23 protein-coding genes are annotated in these 19,377 nt (G+C 44.2%); 15 read left to right on the top strand and 8 right to left on the bottom strand.

Translation table 11 applies throughout. From position 1 onward, the window contains the following. Nucleotides 1-55: 55 nt before the first annotated feature. The gene (gene pepF, locus K7G97_RS11450; RefSeq protein ID WP_223040616.1) at nt 56-1,858 is read left to right on the top strand and encodes an oligoendopeptidase F; all 1,803 of its coding nucleotides are present in this window, start codon (nt 56-58) and stop codon (nt 1,856-1,858) included. A 219-nt stretch (nt 1,859-2,077) separates the two neighbouring features. Here the strand turns inward: pepF and K7G97_RS11445 are convergent, their stop codons facing one another. Both K7G97_RS11445 and K7G97_RS11440 read right to left on the bottom strand, forming a co-directional pair. After that, complete coding sequence (locus K7G97_RS11445) at nt 2,078-2,869, bottom strand: DsbA family protein (RefSeq protein ID WP_029342209.1); 792 nt, start codon at nt 2,867-2,869, stop codon at nt 2,078-2,080. A 94-nt stretch (nt 2,870-2,963) separates the two neighbouring features. Then, entirely contained in the window at nt 2,964-3,524 is a 561-nt protein-coding gene (locus K7G97_RS11440) for a CYTH domain-containing protein (protein ID WP_262415743.1), read from the bottom strand. Between the two features lie 117 nt (nt 3,525-3,641). Here K7G97_RS11440 and K7G97_RS11435 point away from each other — a divergent pair, with 117 nt between their 5' ends. Genes K7G97_RS11435 through K7G97_RS11425 form a run of 3 tightly spaced genes read left to right on the top strand, consistent with a single transcriptional unit; the run spans nt 3,642 to nt 6,003 of the window. Further along, a complete protein-coding gene (locus K7G97_RS11435; protein ID WP_035396676.1) occupies nt 3,642-4,286 on the top strand; it encodes a GTP diphosphokinase in 645 nt (214 codons plus the stop codon). Nucleotides 4,287-4,296: 10 nt separating this feature from the next. Continuing rightward, nucleotides 4,297-5,100 carry an NAD kinase gene (locus K7G97_RS11430; RefSeq protein WP_023468882.1) on the top strand — a complete coding sequence of 268 codons (804 nt, stop codon included), beginning with the start codon at nt 4,297-4,299 and terminating at the stop codon, nt 5,098-5,100. An 18-nt stretch (nt 5,101-5,118) separates the two neighbouring features. Beyond that, nucleotides 5,119-6,003: an RluA family pseudouridine synthase gene (locus K7G97_RS11425; protein WP_223040615.1), complete on the top strand. Its 885-nt coding sequence runs from the start codon at nt 5,119-5,121 to the stop codon at nt 6,001-6,003. Nucleotides 6,004-6,056: 53 nt separating this feature from the next. Here K7G97_RS11425 and K7G97_RS11420 read toward each other — a convergent pair whose 3' ends face one another. Next, entirely contained in the window at nt 6,057-7,226 is a 1,170-nt protein-coding gene (locus tag K7G97_RS11420; protein ID WP_035396680.1) for an FtsW/RodA/SpoVE family cell cycle protein, read from the bottom strand. Nucleotides 7,227-7,370: 144 nt separating this feature from the next. Between K7G97_RS11420 and fabI the strand changes: the two genes are divergently transcribed. Both fabI and K7G97_RS11410 read left to right on the top strand, forming a co-directional pair. Then, a complete protein-coding gene (gene fabI, locus K7G97_RS11415) occupies nt 7,371-8,144 on the top strand; it encodes an enoyl-ACP reductase FabI (protein ID WP_029342212.1) in 774 nt (257 codons plus the stop codon). Nucleotides 8,145-8,254: 110 nt separating this feature from the next. After that, on the top strand, nt 8,255-8,473 hold the full coding sequence (locus K7G97_RS11410) for a hypothetical protein (protein ID WP_223040614.1): 219 nt from the start codon (nt 8,255-8,257) through the stop codon (nt 8,471-8,473). Nucleotides 8,474-8,477: 4 nt separating this feature from the next. Here K7G97_RS11410 and K7G97_RS11405 read toward each other — a convergent pair whose 3' ends face one another. Then, nucleotides 8,478-8,990 (bottom strand): YjcG family protein, encoded by a 513-nt coding sequence (locus K7G97_RS11405; protein ID WP_023468877.1) that lies wholly within the window; start codon nt 8,988-8,990, stop codon nt 8,478-8,480. A gap of 145 nt (nt 8,991-9,135) precedes the next feature. On the opposite strand from K7G97_RS11405, the gene K7G97_RS11400 reads away from it, so the two are divergent. Genes K7G97_RS11400 through K7G97_RS11390 form a run of 3 tightly spaced genes read left to right on the top strand, consistent with a single transcriptional unit; the run spans nt 9,136 to nt 10,795 of the window. Then, the gene (locus K7G97_RS11400; protein ID WP_034786059.1) at nt 9,136-9,678 is read left to right on the top strand and encodes a phosphatidylglycerophosphatase A family protein; all 543 of its coding nucleotides are present in this window, start codon (nt 9,136-9,138) and stop codon (nt 9,676-9,678) included. Beyond that, complete coding sequence (locus K7G97_RS11395) at nt 9,678-10,298, top strand: phosphatase PAP2 family protein (RefSeq protein ID WP_223040613.1); 621 nt, start codon at nt 9,678-9,680, stop codon at nt 10,296-10,298. The genes K7G97_RS11400 and K7G97_RS11395 overlap by 1 nt, the downstream gene beginning before the upstream one ends. Then, the gene (locus tag K7G97_RS11390; protein ID WP_055968682.1) at nt 10,298-10,795 is read left to right on the top strand and encodes a hypothetical protein; all 498 of its coding nucleotides are present in this window, start codon (nt 10,298-10,300) and stop codon (nt 10,793-10,795) included. The genes K7G97_RS11395 and K7G97_RS11390 overlap by 1 nt, the downstream gene beginning before the upstream one ends. A 55-nt stretch (nt 10,796-10,850) precedes the next feature. On the opposite strand, the gene K7G97_RS11385 is transcribed toward K7G97_RS11390, so the two are convergent. The 4 genes from K7G97_RS11385 to K7G97_RS11370 all read right to left on the bottom strand — a co-directional run bounded on the left by K7G97_RS11385 (nt 10,851) and on the right by K7G97_RS11370 (nt 14,736). Next, nucleotides 10,851-11,726 carry a DegV family protein gene (locus tag K7G97_RS11385; protein ID WP_214805206.1) on the bottom strand — a complete coding sequence of 292 codons (876 nt, stop codon included), beginning with the start codon at nt 11,724-11,726 and terminating at the stop codon, nt 10,851-10,853. A 65-nt stretch (nt 11,727-11,791) separates the two neighbouring features. Beyond that, on the bottom strand, nt 11,792-13,117 hold the full coding sequence (gene brnQ, locus K7G97_RS11380) for a branched-chain amino acid transport system II carrier protein (protein ID WP_223040612.1): 1,326 nt from the start codon (nt 13,115-13,117) through the stop codon (nt 11,792-11,794). 346 nt (nt 13,118-13,463) lie between these two features. Beyond that, nucleotides 13,464-13,757, bottom strand: a complete 294-nt coding sequence (locus K7G97_RS11375; protein WP_050677561.1) for a hypothetical protein — start codon at nt 13,755-13,757, stop codon at nt 13,464-13,466. A gap of 247 nt (nt 13,758-14,004) precedes the next feature. Next, entirely contained in the window at nt 14,005-14,736 is a 732-nt protein-coding gene (locus K7G97_RS11370; protein ID WP_064299590.1) for a hypothetical protein, read from the bottom strand. Between the two features lie 132 nt (nt 14,737-14,868). Between K7G97_RS11370 and K7G97_RS11365 the strand changes: the two genes are divergently transcribed. The 6 genes from K7G97_RS11365 (at nt 14,869) to nadE (ending at nt 19,278) form a co-directional block, all read left to right on the top strand. Then, nucleotides 14,869-15,426, top strand: a complete 558-nt coding sequence (locus K7G97_RS11365) for a GNAT family N-acetyltransferase (RefSeq protein ID WP_195864703.1) — start codon at nt 14,869-14,871, stop codon at nt 15,424-15,426. An 8-nt stretch (nt 15,427-15,434) separates the two neighbouring features. Then, nucleotides 15,435-16,148, top strand: a complete 714-nt coding sequence (locus tag K7G97_RS11360) for an alpha/beta fold hydrolase (RefSeq protein WP_223040611.1) — start codon at nt 15,435-15,437, stop codon at nt 16,146-16,148. 86 nt (nt 16,149-16,234) lie between these two features. Beyond that, on the top strand, nt 16,235-17,326 hold the full coding sequence (locus K7G97_RS11355; protein WP_214723676.1) for a conserved virulence factor C family protein: 1,092 nt from the start codon (nt 16,235-16,237) through the stop codon (nt 17,324-17,326). Nucleotides 17,327-17,686: 360 nt separating this feature from the next. Continuing rightward, entirely contained in the window at nt 17,687-17,899 is a 213-nt protein-coding gene (locus K7G97_RS11350; protein WP_023468866.1) for a hypothetical protein, read from the top strand. A gap of 80 nt (nt 17,900-17,979) precedes the next feature. Beyond that, nucleotides 17,980-18,426: a BsuPI-related putative proteinase inhibitor gene (locus tag K7G97_RS11345; protein ID WP_223040610.1), complete on the top strand. Its 447-nt coding sequence runs from the start codon at nt 17,980-17,982 to the stop codon at nt 18,424-18,426. Between the two features lie 33 nt (nt 18,427-18,459). Further along, a complete protein-coding gene (gene nadE / locus K7G97_RS11340) occupies nt 18,460-19,278 on the top strand; it encodes an ammonia-dependent NAD(+) synthetase (RefSeq protein ID WP_215083893.1) in 819 nt (272 codons plus the stop codon). Nucleotides 19,279-19,377: the final 99 nt, after the last annotated feature.

The raw sequence follows: 19,377 nt of genomic DNA, 5'->3' as shown, positions 1-19,377 counted from the left end.
TTCGATTGTTTGTCGAAAAGAAAACAGGTATAACTGAATTAAAGGAGTGAGGGAAATGGCAGAAGTATTAACACGTCAAGATGTTGACGTTACAGAAACATGGAATCTAGAGTCGATTTACGCAACGAACGAAGCGTGGGAAGAAGAATTCGAATCGGTGAAAGCGATGCTTCCATTACTCGTCGAGTATAAGGGGCGTCTTGGACAGAGTGCAGAAACACTCTATGAAGGGTTACAGTTACGCGACGAAGTCTCAAGACGCCTTTATAAGCTTTATACATACGCGCACATGCGTTATGACGAAAATACAGCAGACAGCTTCTACCAAGCTATGAATGACCGTGCTCGAACGCTCGCGTCGCAAATCGGAGCAACGCTTGCTTTCATGACACCAGAATTGTTAGCTGTACCTGAGTCAACGATTGAGACGTATCTTAATGAGAATCCAGATCTTGCGATGTATCGTCATGCATTTGATGAATTGAATCAAGAGCGTGAACACGTCCTGACGGAAGCGGAAGAAGCGATTCTTGCAAAGGCAGGAGAAGTACTCGGTCAATCCGGTACGACGTTCGGTATGTTGAACAATGCAGATCTGACATTCCCGAAAATCAAAGGGGAAGACGGAGAAGAGACAGAGTTGACACATGGTCGCTTCATCACATTCCTGGAATCATCTGATCGTTCGGTCCGTGAAGCCGCATTTAAAGCGATGTATGGAACATATGCAAAATACACGAATACGCTCGCTTCAACACTTGCTGGGTCAGTTAAGAAAGACAACTTCTATGCGGATGTCCGGAAGTTCCCATCGGCACGCGCAGCAGCTTTACATGGTAATGCGATTCCTGAGTCCGTCTATGATGGATTAGTTGAAGCGGTACATGAGCATTTACCATTGCTTCATCGTTACGTTGCCCTACGTAAGCGAGTGCTCGGACTCGATGAACTACACGTGTATGATATGTACACACCGCTCGTTTCTGAAGTGGAGATGAAAGTCTCTTACGAGGAAGCGAAACAATTGATGGTGGAAGGGCTCGCACCGCTCGGAGCAGAGTACAAGCATATCCTCGAAGAAGGGTTGTCTGAACGTTGGGTTGATGTCCGGGAGACGCGTGGTAAACGGAGTGGAGCTTACTCTTCTGGAGCTTATGATACACAGCCGTTCATTTTGATGAACTGGCAAGACAACATCAACAACCTCTTTACACTCGCACATGAATTCGGACATTCCGTCCATAGTTATTACACGCGGAAGTCTCAACCATATCCATACGGTGACTATTCAATCTTCGTCGCAGAAGTCGCTTCAACGACGAATGAAGCATTATTGAACGACTATCTATTGAAGAAAGTGACGGATCGTAAAGAGAAACTCTATCTATTAAACAATCAACTCGAAACATTCCGCGGAACATTGTTCCGACAAACGATGTTCGCCGAGTTCGAACATGCAATTCATGATGCGGCACGTCTTGGACAATCGCTGACACCGGAATTCTTAACGTCAACGTATTATGCGTTGAATCAAAAATACTTCGGAGACGAAATTGTATTAGATGAAGAAATCGGTCTAGAATGGGCTCGGATTCCACACTTCTATTACAATTATTATGTCTATCAGTATGCAACGGGCATTTCTGCTGCCGCTGCTTTGACGGATCAGATTCTAGAAGAAGGACAACCTGCTGTAGAGCGATACATTAACAATTTCTTAAAAGCGGGATCAAGTGATTATCCAATCGAAGTATTAAAAGCTGCGGGTGTCGATATGACGACAAAAGCGCCAGTTGAAGCAGCATTGCGTCAATTTGAACGTGTCCTAGATGAATTTGAAGCTTTGTTAGCAGAGTGACATCTTTGTGACAAAGTGAACAAAGAGTGGAAAAGAGGCGAAGTCCACGATATACTTATATTGTGAAGAGGGTCACATTCCCCAGTCGATTCTCTTTTTCCCCCATCCAGTGGTCAAAAGAAAAAGTCCTTCTCGTCAGGAGGGACTTTTTCTTTTGTCTATGATTGAACACAAAAAGGGACAGTTCAGCACGCTGAACTGTCCCTTTTATTGTTTTTATCATGCGTGTGCCGAATCTTTTAAATGACGCCATACTTTTCCATCACAGTACGATAGAGAAGCACATTTTTGTTGCAAGACCAGTTTTTTTAGTTCGTGTTCAATCTGGGATTCAGGAGCGTCATAAATAAAGGCGATTTCAGCCGTTGTTGCTGTTTCATACCGTCTCAAGAATTGTTCGAGTGGTGGCTTCGGTTGTTTTTCGATCGTATGATCTAGCAATTCACTTAAGATCGAGACATACACCAAATACTCATAAGGTCCTTCTGCTTTAATCGCTTCTTCGTCTCCGACGAAAGCAAGTGTCGGAAGAATCCGAACATCCCACTCGGTGACTAGTTCGGTTTCTTTCTCAAGCATTTGCTGAATTGTATCCGACGAGACATCACGATGAAACTCTTCTAAATCCAAACCATACTCCGTTAATGCTTCTGCTAGCCGCATCAATGATGGGCGACTATAAGCACTCTCTCCTTCGACGTTATGAAGCATTCGAAGGCGTCGCATGAATCGCATACCAAACGTCTTGCCTTGAAGCTCAATTGCTTTTAGAATGACGAGTGGTGACATATCACATGCAGATCGTGATGGAGCGCATGGAATCGTTGCAATCGTCCGAAGACGGAACAGATGACCATATTCTAGCTCTAGCTTCTTGAGGACGGGTATCAACCGTAAACCATCCGTTTGTGTAACATCTAGAAAATGATAGATTTCCAGAGGTTTCGTCGGTTGTTGAATCGATGGTTCGTCCAATGAACAATAAGATCCGTTACATTGTGCGTGTTCCATCCGTTCACCCCTTCCTGTTGTTATCGTTACCCTATTTTAGCAACGAAAAAAAAGAAAGAGCAAAGGTTTTGCTTGTTCATTCTTACACGAAAAATCAAGAAAGCGCTTTACGTTCCATGAAGCGGACGATTTTATTTTTTGTTTTGCGCTGGGGAATGTCGTGTTCTGAAAGAATTCGCTCGAAATCCTTTTGCCCTTGTTCGAAGTTGCTGACCTCAAACTCTAACTCATAATCGGTATGTCCAAGATAGCGACTTTTATCAAGAACGAGTAAGCCTTCAGGAAGCACCGTCTCGATTCGTTCGGTTTCCAAACGACCTAAATGTTCCAACGAACCTTGCAAGTCAAAAGACGACAACTGTTGATTCATTTCTTTGGAATGAATTAGACCGTATTTGAATAGATCTTCTGCTTCAGTTGATGATAACGTGACATGCGTTTCAAGCAACCCCTCCTCATGGGGTTGTTTTAAAGTCAGTACGAGTCCTTGTTTTTTCTCACGAATCCGCAAGGCAGCACCTTTTTTTCGAAGTTCAAAATCAGGCGTATCAAAATAATCATTTGCTTGCCAAATGGGTTGTTTAGCTGACGCATAATGGGTAAATAACGATAGATATTCTTGTTCAGACAATAAGTTCTTAAATTCGATTTCCAATTCTTGTCTAATCGGAATCACGCCTTTCTAGTTGAATGTCTGAAAATATGATAACATGAATGAGGTAGGAACAGGCACTGAACCAATACTATTCGATTAAAAGTGGTGACAAATCAGATGACAAAAGAAAATTGGGATTTATTTCTTGCACCGTATCAAATCGCGGTCGATGAGTTGAAAGTTAAGCTAAAAGCGATTCGTAAACAATTTCAGCAACGGGGAGAACATTCACCGATTGAATTTGTCACAGGACGGGTCAAACCTGTAAAGAGCATTCTTCAAAAAGCGGAACGAAAAGCAATTGCGCGTGAGTCATTAGAACAAGACATGCAGGATATCGCCGGATTACGTATCATGTGTCAATTCGTCGATGATATCATTCATGTCCTTGAGCTGCTGCGCTCGCGCGGAGATTTTAAAATCGTCGAAGAACGAAACTACATTACGCAAAAAAAGGATAGTGGCTATCGATCGTATCACGTCATCATTGCCTATCCGGTACAGACGATCGAAGGTGAAGTTCCGACGTTAGTCGAGATCCAAATTCGAACGCTTGCGATGAATTTCTGGGCAACGATTGAACATTCGTTGAATTATAAGTACCAAGGAAATATTCCGGAAGAGACGCGTGAACGTCTGCGTCGTGCAGCAGAGGCAGCATTTTTGCTTGATGCGGAGATGAGCCAGCTGAAAGTAGAAATCCAAGACGCACAACTCGTCTTTCAACGCGACGCTAAGGCGTCTGAACGATTAAAAGAGTAGGGGGATGACCATGCGTTTTGCAATCACGGCTCGTGATGATGAGCGATCTCATGCGCTGAAACAGCAACTCGAGCAGGCATTGACGGATCGGGGATGTATTCTTGATGTCAGCCAGCCGGAAATCGTCGTCTCGATCGGTGGAGACGGAACGATGCTACAGGCGTTTCATTCGTATCTCGATCAAGTAGAGACGATCACGCTTGTTGGGATTCATACGGGGCACCTTGGTTTTTATGCGGATTGGCGCCCTGAAGAAATGGATGAACTGATTGATCATATCGCGAAGCAGGATTTAGCGACGGTTCAATACCCGTTGCTTGAACTCTCGATTGATTATGCGGACGGTTCTCACAACCAACTGCTTGCCTTGAATGAATGTACGATTAAAAGTTTTAATCAGACGCTCGTTTGTGATTTATCGATTCGAGGCGACTACTTCGAGACATTCCGAGGGGACGGGTTGTGTGTATCAACACCTTCTGGTTCGACAGCTTACAATAAGGCACTCGGCGGAGCGATCGTTCACCCGGCGCTCGAAGCAATTCAAATTACAGAGATGGCTTCCATCAACAATCGTGTCTACCGGACGATCGGCTCACCGATGTTGTTACCGAAACATCATGATGTCGAAATTCGTCCCGTCAATCCGATTGATTTTCAGATGACCTATGACCACTATGCTTCGATCATTCATCAAAACGTGACATCGATTCGATGCCGGGTCTCTGATAAAAAAGTGAAATTTGCTCGTTTTCGTTCTTTCCCGTTCTGGCAACGGGTGCGGGAATCTTTCCTGGCAGACGAAAGACGTTAAAGTAAAGGAAATGGAAACATGAATGGATTTCAGCTACAACAGATGGTGACTGACATCGAGGATGGCTGGCGTGTCAGTCATTTTTGTACGACCCGCTTAGGGATTTCGCGAAAAATGTTAGTATCGATTAAAAATCATGGGGATATCACGCGTAATGGTCAGCATGTTAACGTCCACGACGTCTTACACGCGGGTGATCATGTCCATGTCTTCTTCCCGGAAGAGACACCAGCACCGGATATGGTGGCGACAGAAGGGGAACTTGATATTTTGTTTGAAGATGATTGGTTGCTCGTCGTCAATAAACCGCCGGGCATGGCATCGATTCCGTCACGACTGCATCCGGAACGCTCATTATCGAACTATGTCCTTGGTTATTACCGAAAACAAGGAATTCCGTATGCAATCCATATCGTTAATCGGCTCGATCGTGATACGAGTGGTCTTGTCTTGTTCGCGAAACACGGGCTTGCCCATCACCGGATGAGTCTCATGCAACGATCCAATGAATTAGAACGACATTATTTAGCGTATGCACCCGGAAACGTACCGGTACAAACGATTGATCAACCGATTGGTCAAACCGATCATTCTTTCATGGAACGGATGGTACGACCAGATGGTCAACGAGCCATTACGCATATCTTAAATAGCCGTCTAGTTCAAGCCTTTAACCAAGAAATCTCATTACTCGATATCCGACTAGAGACAGGTCGGACACACCAAATTCGTGTCCATCTTGCTTTTCTTGGGCATCCCTTGATTGGCGATACGATGTATCAAGGGAACCCGTTACTTCCGCGTCAGGCGCTCCATAGTGCGTCAGCAACGTTCCTTCATCCTGCGACGGGAGAACGGGTTCGTTTTGAAGCACCACTTCCTGAGGATCTCCGACTGGAATGATAAAGTACACAAATAAAAGGCAATGGACTCGGTCCACTGCCTTTTATTTGTGTTTAGTCTTCATCGAACATGGAAATACGAGATTGAGAGGCGATTGCCATGATCAATCCTAGACCGACGAGGTTTACGATCATCGTTGATCCCCCATAACTGATGAACGGTAAGGGAAGACCTGTGATTGGTAAGACACCAATCGTCATCCCGATGTTTTGGAAGATTTGGAACGTAAACATCGCGACGTATCCTGTCACGATATAGGTACCAAATGGATCTGCTGTTTCGAGAGCAATCTGGATCAAGCGATAGACGAACAGGAACAAGACGATCAAGACGATGGCAGCTCCGATGAAACCGTAGTGTGAGGCAATCGTCGTAAAGATGAAGTCTGTATGCAATTCCGGAACGAACACTTGCAGTTTCCCGTATCCAACGCCGAACATTTGCCCTGAACCTGTTGCGTTGATTGCTTGGACGAGCTGGTACGACAGATCATCCGCATATTCGAACGGTTGTAACCAAGCCATGATCCGGTTCATCGCGTGACCTGGGAAAAAGGTTGCGAGCAAATCATTTTGGAAAAAGAACAGGTAAAAGAAGATGATGACAGCTCCAGCGAACAGACCGAACATCGTCAAAAGCCATTTCCAGTTTAGTCCTGATAACAACATCGCACATGCGAGGATGACGCATAGAATCAAACCGATCCCTAAATCGGGCTGAATGATGATAAGACCGAGCGGCAAGGCTGTAACTGCGACCAACTTGATAAGTAACAAGAGATCTCTTTCATGTTGAACATAACGCGCATTGTGCTCGGTAATGACGGCAGCGAGCGTCACGATCAAAAAGAACTTCATGAACTCAGCAGGTTGGACCGTACCGATAACTGGGAATTGATACCAACCGTATGCCCCTTTGATTTCAGTGACGATTGGTGTGTTTCGAAGAACGACAAGACCGATCAATGATACGATACCTGCTCCATATAAAAACCAGTGGAATCGCTTCAACTGTTCATAATCGATGAAAATGACGACCGATAACGCCATGAAGCCGATGACATACCATTGAATTTGTTTGGCAGAGAAGTTGATGGCACTGATCGCACCTTTAAGCGAAGGTTGTGCTGTATAGATGGCGATGATACTGATGACCATCAGACAGGCGAGTAAAAAAAGCAACGTATGATCATAACGTTGTGTAAATGATTTGAATCGATTCATTTCATCCCTACTTTCTATCACTTTCTATATTACCGTAATTTATCAAATCCGCAATATCAAGAGCGATGGTTGACAGAAGCGTTACGTTTTTGTAACCTGAAGATAGGTTTTATTACCAGGTACTAATTCAAGGGGGACTTTATCATGAATATTTATCCTTCACTCGAAGGCAAGACGTACGTCGTCATGGGCGTCATTAACCAACGTTCGATTGCATGGGGCATCGCACGTGCGCTCGACGCTGCTGGAGCAAGCCTCGCATTTACATATGTCGGGGAACGTTTTAAGGCGCCACTTGAAAAATTAGGACAAGAATTATCACGTCCGGCTTCTTATTATACGTGTGATGTCACGAGCGATGAAGAAATCGAACAGGTCTTCCAAACGATTCATGCGGACCACGGTAAGATTTCAGGGATTGCTCACTCGATCGCATTCGCGGATAAAGAAGCGCTTCGTGGTGAATTTTCTGGGGTAACGCGTGAACAGTTCGCGCAAGCACTTGATATCTCAGCTTACAGCTTAACAGCAGTCGTCAAGGCGGCGAAAGATTTCTTTACGGAAGATGCATCAGTCATCACGTTGACATACCTCGGTGGTGAGAAGATGGTTCCAAACTACAACGTCATGGGGGTTGCGAAAGCCGCATTAGATGCAAGCGTTCGTTATCTCGCTGCTGAATACGGTCAGCAAGGCGTTCGTGTCAATGCGATCTCAGCTGGTCCAATTCGGACAGTATCCGCAAAAGGTGTTGGCGACTTTAATTCCATTCTTGATAGCATCGAAGAACGTGCGCCACTTCATCGTAATGTGACGACAGAACAAATTGGTCAAAGTGGACTGTTCTTGCTTTCACAAATGTCGAGTGGGGTGACAGGAGAAATCCTTCACGTCGATAGCGGATTCCACATTCTTTAATAGATAACAGATTGAACCAAGCTTTCCTGAGAAGGGGGCTTGGTTTTTTTTGTGCTGGATCGGGGAAGTGTCAAATATGAACATGTTGAAGGAGAGAGGAAGTGTAATGGATGAATGCAATCGATTTTACAGTCGTACAATACGTGAACCGTCAAGTTCGTGTCGATCCACAACTAAAGACTGAGCCAGTCGCTCGGGTTCAACCGATACGCCCAACTGATCCTTACCGCGAACATGAAACTGACGATTTTTTAGAAGAACAGGCAAATGCATACGGTGTATTACCAGAACTAAAACTTCCCGGTCGAAGCTTCGACCGGGAAGTTTAATCATTCATTGACCTGTGAAGCGGAATGTCTCATAGACACTCCAAGCACCGTTCTCCAGTTCATACAATAAAGCCATTTTCGTGACGTCCTCTTGGAAACGAATATCTTCCATCTTGAGACGTTCTAACACGTCGAACAGTTCGACATCCGACAGTTCTTGACCAATCGTGATATGTGGCAAGAAATCGTATTTCGGCTTATGTTCGAGTGGACCAGTATGCAAAGCGCGATGTAATTGCTCTAACTCATCCGTCGGCATTACTTTAAGGAACAAGACATTGTTCGTCGGATGGAACGAACGAGCTCCTTGGATGTGCAAATTGACAGGCTTCGTTTCGGACGCGATTCGATTCAACTCCGTTACGATGTGGTCTAATTCTGTCTCATCCACTTCCATCCGCTCCCGTAGCGTGATATGAGGTGTGATCAGTGCATACTTCGAGTCATATCTCTTTCGGTATGAATTGGCAAAATCTTGAACGCGTTTCGATGGAAACAATACAACCCCGATGTTCATCGAAAATCCCCTACTTTCCCCTGAAATGATAACGCTTTACAAAATAATCATGACGGATTCTGGCGTCGATGTCAAAGAAGTTTGAGAGGAGCTTCAGAATCCGTGTATACTAATGAGGTACTTTGTTGGAGAGGTGGATATAGTCATGAAGAAAACACATTCAAAAGAGGTCAAACAGGCAGCTATCGATAAGTTACACGAACGTGGGGTGACGATTCATGCAATCGCTGAGATCGTGTACCAAATGCAGGCCCCATACACAGTGGATCTGACAATTGAAACATGTGTCAGTTCAGTAGAACGTGTTCTTGAAAAACGTGAATTACAACATGCGATTCTCGTCGGAGCAGAACTAGACATCCTGGCGGAAAAAGGGTTATTATCAGAACCTCTGCTGTCCATCATCCAAAGCGATGAAGGGCTATTTGGCGTAGATGAGACGATTGCGATTGGTGCCGTCAACACGTATGGTTCGATTGCGGTTACGACATTTGGATATTTGGATAAAGCAAAGGTTGGTATCATCAAAGAACTCGATACGAAACTTGGGGACGGAAAAGTCAATACGTTCATGGATGATATCGTCGCGGCCATTGCAGCAAATGCATCCGGACGACTAGCGCACCGTTTGCGAGATAAGGAAGACTATTCAGCAGAAGAATTAGAAGAACGTAAGGGAACATACTGATGCGTGGTGCAAGAGCGGCGTGGATTGGTGCATCCATTGCTGTCGTCTTATTTGTGATCATTGCTGTCTCCATTCGGACAACAGGCTATTTTTTATTTGATGCTCAATTATCGTCATATATGTCGCAACACGTCCCAGGGGATTACGTTTCTTGGTTCACTCAACTCGGATCAGGTCCAGGGGCGATGACGATGACGGTCTTACTTGGAATACTGAGTTATGTTTTGTGGCGAGATCGCATTGCAAGCATCTGGTACGTGATCATGGCAGTATCAGTAGGTGTATTGAATCAAGTCGTTAAATTCGCCTTTGTTCGAGAGCGCCCCTCATTAAATGAACTGGTTGGTGGTGTAGGATACAGTTTTCCGAGTGGTCACTCAGCGATGGCTTTTGCCGTCTATGCCGGATTTCTCGTCGTTGCGTTTCGTCATTTGAAAACAGGTGGGAAGGTACTTGTATCGATCGTGACGATTGGATTATTCCTCGCCATGGGAGCTTCTCGAATCATTTTAAACGTTCACTATTTCTCAGATGTCATCGGTGGATATTGTTTTGCCGCGATTCTTTTATGTAGCTCCTATGCATTCATCGTCTCCCGTAGAAAAAAAGGAGTGGCTTGATGTTACTGTTAGATGTTGATCATAGTTTATTATTTGATGAAGAGACGATGCGCTCCATCGACAAGCCGACGTTGCTTGTCGAACGAGTCGCTGGGCGACCTCGTTTTATGACGATGCGAGCGCATCTTAGATTAAAACGGTTAGTGTCGATTAACGGTGTTGTTCCGGTGACGAAACGAACGATGGAAGAGTACCAGCAGTTGGAACTCTTTCAAATCGATGCGCCACCGAAGTGGGCGATCATTGACGGTGGAAAGATTTTGCTTAAAGAAGGAAAAGTGGATCGTCGATATGAAAATTGGCTTCGTCAATTCAATAAGGAGACATCACTTGATTCCATCCTTGAGTATCTCATCGAAATGGAACAAGTTTCGATTGATGTATATCCTTCTGAGACGTTATCCAGTGTAATCACGCTTCCGCATGAGCCGATTCAACGGACGACGGACGAAGCTGTATTATTAGAAGAACTATTTCGTAAGTATGAAACGACATGAAAAAACCGGACGGTCTCAAGCAGACCGTCCGGTTTTCATCGTTTCGTGCAAGATATCAAGTTGTTGGTAAAGGAATCTCATCGAACCAGTACACACCGACCGTCTCAGCGCCAGCATGTGCCAAGATGGAAGGACCAAATTGGGTAATGCGTACTTGAAGCTCCGGATGTTCTGTAGAAATCAAGCGCCGTAATTCTTCAGCAGCGGCATGAGCGAGCGTGTGACTGACATAAAGCGTCCGATCATATACACCATGAGCACTGACTTTTGATGAAATTTCACTAACCATTTCTTTAAAAGCTTTTTTGATGGAACGAACTTTTTTAAATGGAACAAGCCGTCCTTCCTCATTAAATTGAGCGATTGGTTTAATATTGAGCATGTTTGCTAGTAAAAATTGACTCCCAGAGACACGTCCGCTCCGTCGCATCGTCTCCATATTTCCGATGATCAGATAAAAATGCGATTTGTGCTTGAATGTCTCAAGCGTAGACATGACTTCATCGGGACCTTTACCAGCAGCAACGAGTCGTTGTGCGATTCGGACAAGTTCTTGCTGATTCGCAGCACCTGTATACGAATCAATCGCGTATAAGGGGAAACCGACGGCTTCAGCTGCAGCGACGGAACTCGAATACGTGCCGCTCAATCCACTCGTAATATGAATCGCATACCCGTAATCATAGCCATCTTCAAGTAATTGTTCATACAAGGTCACGAAGTCACCGAATGATGGTTGAGAAGTCGTCGGTGAAGCGTGAGCATCTTCTCGCATTTTTTGATCAAGCTGTTCAATCGAGATATCGACATACTCCCGGTAAGACTCCCCGTTTAAGATGAGTAAAGTCGGTATCACATGGACTCCGATTTTTTCAGCCTCTCCTGGCTCAAAAAAAGCCATGCTGTCGGTAATCCAAGCAATCTTATCCATGTATATGACGCCTCCATTAATAGAACCATTTTGTTCATCATACCATAGCGATGAAAGCGGAATCACTAGCTAGCGCGTTTTTGTGTGATAGAAGCACTGGAAACGTGTCCAAACCATGAACTGATACCGAAGGCGATGAGTGTTGGAAATAACCATTCTAAACTTTGATCCACTAAAGGCAAGGATTGATAGAACGTTTTAAGATTTCCCGGGAAAAGCGAAAGTTGATTCAACGCACTACAGAATGAGAAGAAAATCGTTACACCAAGAGTTGATTGATAAACGACCGACTTACGACGGAACAGATGACGCATGAATGTCAAAGCGATCAAGACGATGACGATTGGATAAAGGAACATCAATACCGGAACGGCGATGGATAGCAATGTCTGCAATCCGACGATCGATACCGTAAGACCAAGAGCAGTCGTGAAGATACTTGCCGCTTTTAAAGATACACGGTTGGAAATCGTCATCATATATTCTGCAAATGCGGTGACGAGACCAACTGATGTCGTCAAACATGCAAGCAAGATCGCAAGACCAAGTACAGCTAAACCGATTGTGCCGAAGGCAGTATTTGCATAATGCTGAAGAAGTGTTGGACCATCAACTTTTCCGATGGCGGCAAATGTGTTACGTCCGATCATTCCAAGTCCGACATAGACGAGAGTCAAAGCAGTGGCAGCGATGATTCCGGCACGAGTGACGACTTTAAATTGTGCTGTTCGTTCATGAACGCCTCGGCTTTTCAATGTATGCAGTACGACGACACCAAATACCAAGGCACCGAGTGCATCAAGCGTTAAGTACCCTTGAAGGAAACCTTGAATGAATGCCTGTCCAGTCGTCTCATACGCCTCGTTCGGTGAAGCGACACTCGAAAGCGGCGAAACGATGCTACTGATGCTTAATGCAGCAAGAGCAATCAGTAATAATGGTGTGATGAAACGCCCGATGATCTCAAGTAATTTTCCTGGTCGTAGTACAAGATAAAGTGTGGCAAGGAAAAAGAGACTCGATGAGATGATCAACGTCATTTGTGAGGGAGCACCAAGAAATGGTACGACTCCGAGCTCATACGTGACAACCGATGTTCGCGGAATCCCGAAAAAGGGACCGATCGCCACATAGAGTGCGAACGTCAAGGCAGCACCTACAAAACGAGGGAGTGGTGCAGCAAGTGTTTTGATGCCACCTCCGATAGAGGCAACTGCAAGTAAGCCGAGCAATGGAAGACCAACACCCGTCACGATAAAGCCAAGGATGGCAGGAAAGAACTGTGAACCCGCAAGCGCACCGAGTTCCGGTGGGAAGATCAGGTTACCCGCACCGAAAAATAATGCAAAAATCATAAATCCTAAAGCAAATGTATCTTTTGTCTTAAACATGTGTTGTCCTCCATTCATCCTAATTTCAATAAAAAAAGCCTCATCCACGATGTGCGTGGATAGGCGTCGTGTGATCAGACGCCTTGTCGAAATGACGAAAAGGGCCTGGTCTTCATCTCCTCAATCGAGAAATGAATCTTCAGTCCCTGGTCCTAATCACAATCAGTCGTACTTGGATAAGCGATGTATATGTCATGTTTAAAACCTCCTGTTTGAATTTTTCTAAGGATAACATGAAGAATCTAATAAAACAATATTTTCTGAAAATTCATCACCGAATTTTTGAAAATAAATAACGTCTTGAGGAGAGATGAGGGTCTCTACTCAAGACGTTTTACGGTACACATCAGCTCGTTGCAATCGAGCGCGTTTTTTTGTGGCGTTTCAATTTATGGAGGAGCCAAGCGTGAACGACCTCACAGGATTGACGTGGTAACGTCAGTTCAACAAGCGATTCCTGCTGTTGCCCTTTAATGATGAAAAGTCCATTTTCTTCATCGACAGGGGCGATGGTCATTGAACTCGCTTCATTCAGCGACAATTTTACTTCACCGAGTGTCGCATCCTTTAATTTCAGGATGTTTCCATTTGTCGCAAATTTCGTGAATGAGCCAATTCCGTTCACTTTTAACTGATCCATATTGAATTCCTCCTTCTGTTGATTCCAGTACTATCCCTATAAAAAACCGGGTCTAACTTCTATCTTGAAAAGGTTATCCTCATTATAGCGAAGTCTTCACAAGATGCTAGTCTTATTTTGTGTGAAAATTCGAAAAAATTTTTAACAATATTGTCATATGTATAGGAATACCTGTTAAGAGGGAATCATCATGTGAAATTCAAATAGAACAAAAGCATCCTTTTCTAAAAGAAAAAGATGCTAAAGGTCAATCTAACTCAAAACTCCATTTCTTTTTGCGACAAACAAGCGTTCCTCGTCGGAGGATCGATTCTTTCTCCGCTTCAAAATCTTCATGTAGTACGCTCATATCTTCATATCGTCCTGCTACATATACAGGAATCGTGATATTTCTTGAGAAAACAGACCGTTTTGCACTCTCAAAATCAATCAATACTCCTTCTTTGAGGAGATGACGGATATGAATCATGATTTCAGCTGTTAAGGCGATCGAAGCAACGGATCGTGCGTGCTGACGAAATTTCCGTTGTACGAGATCGGAGATAAGTTGTTCTACTCGTGACCAATCCTTCAAGTAAACAGAAGCATGAAGCCCATCGTGTTCGCTAAAATAGACCAATTCATTCTCGATCGAGTCAAGGAAAGGAAGCGGTGTCCCTCGTTTCATATGCATTAAAAATAATAATTCCGCGATTTCGACATCCGTCAATACATCGAGCGAATGGGAAGATCGAATATCAATAGCAGTCAAAGGATGACGCTGGACATCCGTTGATTGTGAAAACTGTTCGATCTCATGCGATTCGATGTAATGAAGCATCGTTCGAAACGATTGTTTCGTCTGTTTGAAATCACTTCCTGAAATGAGTAAAGGACGTTTCAAATCCACGGCTGCAGCGAAATCAGAGAAATGTACTCCTGACATCGTTAATCGTTGATTTTCCTCGTCCTCATATAAGTAAAGTAACGCACTCGACATACCACTTCGCTTCCTTTCCATGACTAACTACTTCATAATTTAATAGTAGCAAAACTTCGAATTGCCTGAAAGGATATTTACTTCTGAAAACGGGCATACTACATAGAGAAGCATAAAGAGAGGTGATGGAGCATGTGGGGCTTGCGAAAGCCTTTCCCAGAATTGCGGACCGAGCGCTTCATATTACGTGAGCTCGAAAACCGTGACGCACGCGAATTGTTTAAAATCCTATCGGACGATAAAGTCATGTACTATTACGGATCAGATCCGCTCGTGACGGTCTATGAAGCTAAAAATGTCATCAGTTACTTTAAGGAACAGTTCACGCAAGGTAAAGCGATTCGCTGGGCAATTGCTGATGCGCAAACGAATCAATTGATCGGGACGATTGGTTTTCATAACTGGCTGTCCCAATACCATCGGGCTGAAATTGGTTTTGAAGTTAGTCAAGACTATTGGCAACGTGGTGTCGCCTCGGAAGCGGCAAGAGCTGTTCTGACATATGGCTTTGAAGAATTTGCTCTCCATCGGATCAGCGCCCTCGTCGCACCTGAAAATCTCGCTTCTAATGCACTAGTACAAAAATTAGGATTCAAAGCAGAAGGCTTACTAGCAGATTATGCGTACAGTCATGGTCGTTTCATGGACTTGACGATGTACCGGATGCTCGCATCTGAATGGAAGGGATGAGGTAGTCAATGGAAAACCAAACACTTGTACTCCTGCATGGATTTACAGGAGGAACAGATTATTTTAATCGGGTAGAGGCAAATTTACGACATTCCTTTGATGTATTACCACTAAGTTTACCGGGACATGAAGGACTCGATGTTGGTCCTGATACGATTGAAGGCTTTGCAGAATGGGTCATGCATGAACTTGATCGACGTGGTATCGAAAAGCCGATCATCATCGGGCATTCCTTTGGTGGATACATCACAGCTGCAATCGTTGAAGGGTATGCGGATCAAATCAGTGGATACGGTCTTGTGTACTCGACAGCTAAAGCAGATGATGAACAAGCGAAACAAAAACGAAATCAAAACATCACGCGCGTCGAAGAAGTCGGTGTCAGAGAATTCGTCAATGGTCTTGTTCCATCCTTATTCGCTGAAGGGGCAGATGAGTTTGCTGTCGCTGAAGCACTTGAGATTGGATACATGATGACGGTCGAAGGAGCCATTCGTGCGCTCTCTGCGATGCGAGATCGGCGAGATATGACGAAGGTCTTGACGAAAGCAAGCGTGAAGGGTCTCATCATTCATGGCACGAAAGATCAACTGATTTCAGAGGAAAGTGCATTTGCACCAAAGAATGATCATCTCATGCATCGGTCAACAGACAGTGGACACATGGGGATGCTTGAGACACCGGATGCTTTCGTTGCAATCATCGAAGAAGCATTCAAGTAAGTTTTTGCCCTACGGTCACGTCTGTAGGGCATTTGCTTTGCATTTCAGATGAGATATCTGAAATGATAGAAATGGAGGGGATACACATGAAAATCGTAGCGATTGAACCAACACCAAGTCCAAATAACATGAAAGTCATCGTTGATGAGGTCTTTTCGGAAAAGGGGCAGACATTTGAGCATGCCTTTGGCGCACCGGAACACATTCAGCGATTACTTGAAATACCAGGCGTTAAGTTCGTTTATCAGGTCAGTGACTTTTTATCGATCGAGCGTTATCCGAAATATGATTGGCGCTCGCTTGTCATCGATATACGACGTGCGTTTGGTGAAACGTTAAATGACGTTGAACAGCACGAGACAGATGCTGAGTATGAGCCTGTCCATCTATTCGTGCAGTTCATTTTAGGCGTACCGATGCAAATCAAAGGTGTGAAAGGATTAGAAGAAAAACGAGAAGGGCTGTCGGAACGTTTCCGGGAAGCAGCGCTATTCGTCCAACCATTCGTTCAGAATGTCATTAGCGATCGACGCTGGGTGGAACAAGCACCTCGATACGGTGATCTTGACGAAAGTTTGCGTGAGGTAGCGAATGAGATTGAGATTGCCTATCCAGTCGAACGTCTCGAACGTCTCAAGTCGCTCGCAGCAGGAGAAGACATTACATTTAGCGGTCAAGCGATTCAATCATCCGATTGGAAAGAACGATTCGCAGCGCTCGATGAACTACCTGTTGAGATGGAATGGGTTCCAGCTTATGCTCGCCTGTTACAGGACGAGAAGATGCAAATTCGACGTCAAGCGATCGTAAAGCTTGGGATGTTCGAAGATCACCGTGAAGAACTATTAGAGTATTTGACGAGTGCACTGCATGATCCGTCAGGGATCGTTCGCCGGACAGCAGGCGATACGATTTCAGATTGGGCGATGCCAGAAGCTGAACCAATGATGATGGAAGCGTTAGCGGATAAAAATAAATTAGTACGCTGGCGAGCTGCTCGCTTCCTGTTTGATGTCGGAACGGAACAATCGATTCCAAGACTGCGTGAAGCCATTCGAGACCGGGAATATGAAGTGGCTCTACAAGCCGAACTCGCATTAACGCGGATCGAAAGTGGGGAAGAAGCACTAGGAACGGTTTGGCAGCAAATGAATCGAATGATAGATGAAAGTTCATAAGAACTCAAAAAATAATTGCTTAAGAGAATCATTCGACAAAATGAGTCACCAATTGTCTAGGTATATTTTACCTGTTGTCTAAAAACACTGGTAAAATAATCAAAATTATGTTGTCATCTTTTTGAAATCGAAATGAAATGTGTTGGAAATGCTTATTAAAACGCTTGCATCTAACAACTAAATCAAGCATTCCAAAATATCCCTGATGAAATTGAAATATTGTTTTGAAATGAAATGTCGAATGACAATTTTCTTCTTTTTCCTGCCCTTTGGTACAGTTAATCTACAATAACGAATTCGAATCATGTAGGTCATCTCTTGGCTGGGCATTATGAATGAGAAAAGGGGAGAATCGGGGATATGTTACTTTTCGCTGAAACAGATTTAGCAGTAGGATACAAGGAACGGACAAAAACAGGGGTATATGTAACGATCGAAACAATCGACAGTCGTACGATTACATTAGTCGCGCCAGCAAACGCGGCAGAGGATATTTGTGACGAACTGTTTGCGACAGGATTAGAGCAATTGTTTTCATTCAAAATGAATCCATCGACTTTACCTGTGGCATAAGTGGATAAACGTGCGAGAGAGGAGAATCCTCTCTCGCTTTTTTTTGTGATAAAATTATTAGAGATAAAAGGAGGGATGAGATGAAACGTCTCGTTTTCATTCTGCTACTGCTTTCTGTTTGTTTAGCAGGTTGCCAAGAAAAGAAACAACAGGCAACAACAACCACGAACGAACCGATTCAGATCGCAGTCAAAACGACAAAGCAGGACGACATGATGCAATTAGACATTTCTTTAACGAATCCAAATGATCACAGTGTGAACGTGACGTATCCTTCCTCACAACGTTTTCAGGCTCAATTGATTGATGCGAAACAACACGTAACGTATGATTTTGAGAAAGAGCAAGTATTCACGCAAGCGATTGAAAAAGATACGTTCACGAAACGCGAAACGAAACAGTATACGGTTGAATTACCAATCTCCTCTTTAGGTGATAGTACGGAAGTACGCGTATCGACAATCCGTCAGTTTAAAGGAGCAAGTGCGAAACAAACGACGGATCAGCAAATGATTGATTCAAAATGACGATTAACACAACATGAAGGAGTGAAGCGATTTATGCAGCAAGAAATCATCCAAGTAACAGGCGTAAAACCTGTCATTGACCCAGCACAAGAAGTAAACGAGCGGGTAGCCTTCTTGAAGGCGTATCTCAAGCATACAGGAGCAAAAGGATTCGTATTAGGCATCTCTGGCGGACAAGATTCTTCGCTCGCCGGTCGTCTGTGCCAACTGGCTGTTGAAGAGTTGCGAAAAGAAGAGGGGAAAGATGTCGCGTTTTATGCGGTCCGCTTGCCTTACGGGGAACAACAAGATGAAGCAGACGCACAGACAGCCTTGACGTTCATTCAACCGGATCATTCGCTTCGTGTGAACATTAAACCAGCAGTCGAAGCATCGATGCAGGCGTTCAAAGAAGCGACAGGTGCAGAACTTTCCGACTTTAGTAAAGGAAATACGAAAGCGCGGGAGCGAATGAAAAGCCAATATGATTTAGCCGCTCATTATGGCTGTTTAGTCGTTGGAACGGATCATGCAGCTGAATTCGTGACGGGATTCTACACGAAACACGGTGATGGTGCATGTGATTTGACGCCATTGACAGGACTGAATAAACGGCAAGGGAAACAACTTTTACGTTACTTGAACGCACCAGAAGTCTTGATTGAAAAAGTTCCGACAGCAGATCTTGAGGAAAATCGTCCGGCATTACCAGACGAAGTGGCACTTGGTATGACATATGAAGAAATCGATGACTACTTGGAAGGAAAGACGATTTCAGAAGCAAGTCAAGAAAAGTTAGAGACGCAGTATAAACGTGTTGGACACAAGCATCATATGCCGGTCTCACCACTCGATGAATGGTGGAAAGCCTAATCCAAAATAAGGAGACGTGATTTCAATCGTGAAATCACGTCTTTTTTCATGTTCTTCGATTCTTCTTCAATTGTTATGGGAAAAGAAGAGAAACGATGA

It is taken from the genome of Exiguobacterium acetylicum (assembly GCF_019890935.1).
In the GTDB taxonomy this organism is placed as follows: domain Bacteria; phylum Bacillota; class Bacilli; order Exiguobacteriales; family Exiguobacteriaceae; genus Exiguobacterium_A; species Exiguobacterium_A abrahamii.
This window is presented reverse-complemented; position numbering and strand designations above follow the sequence as displayed.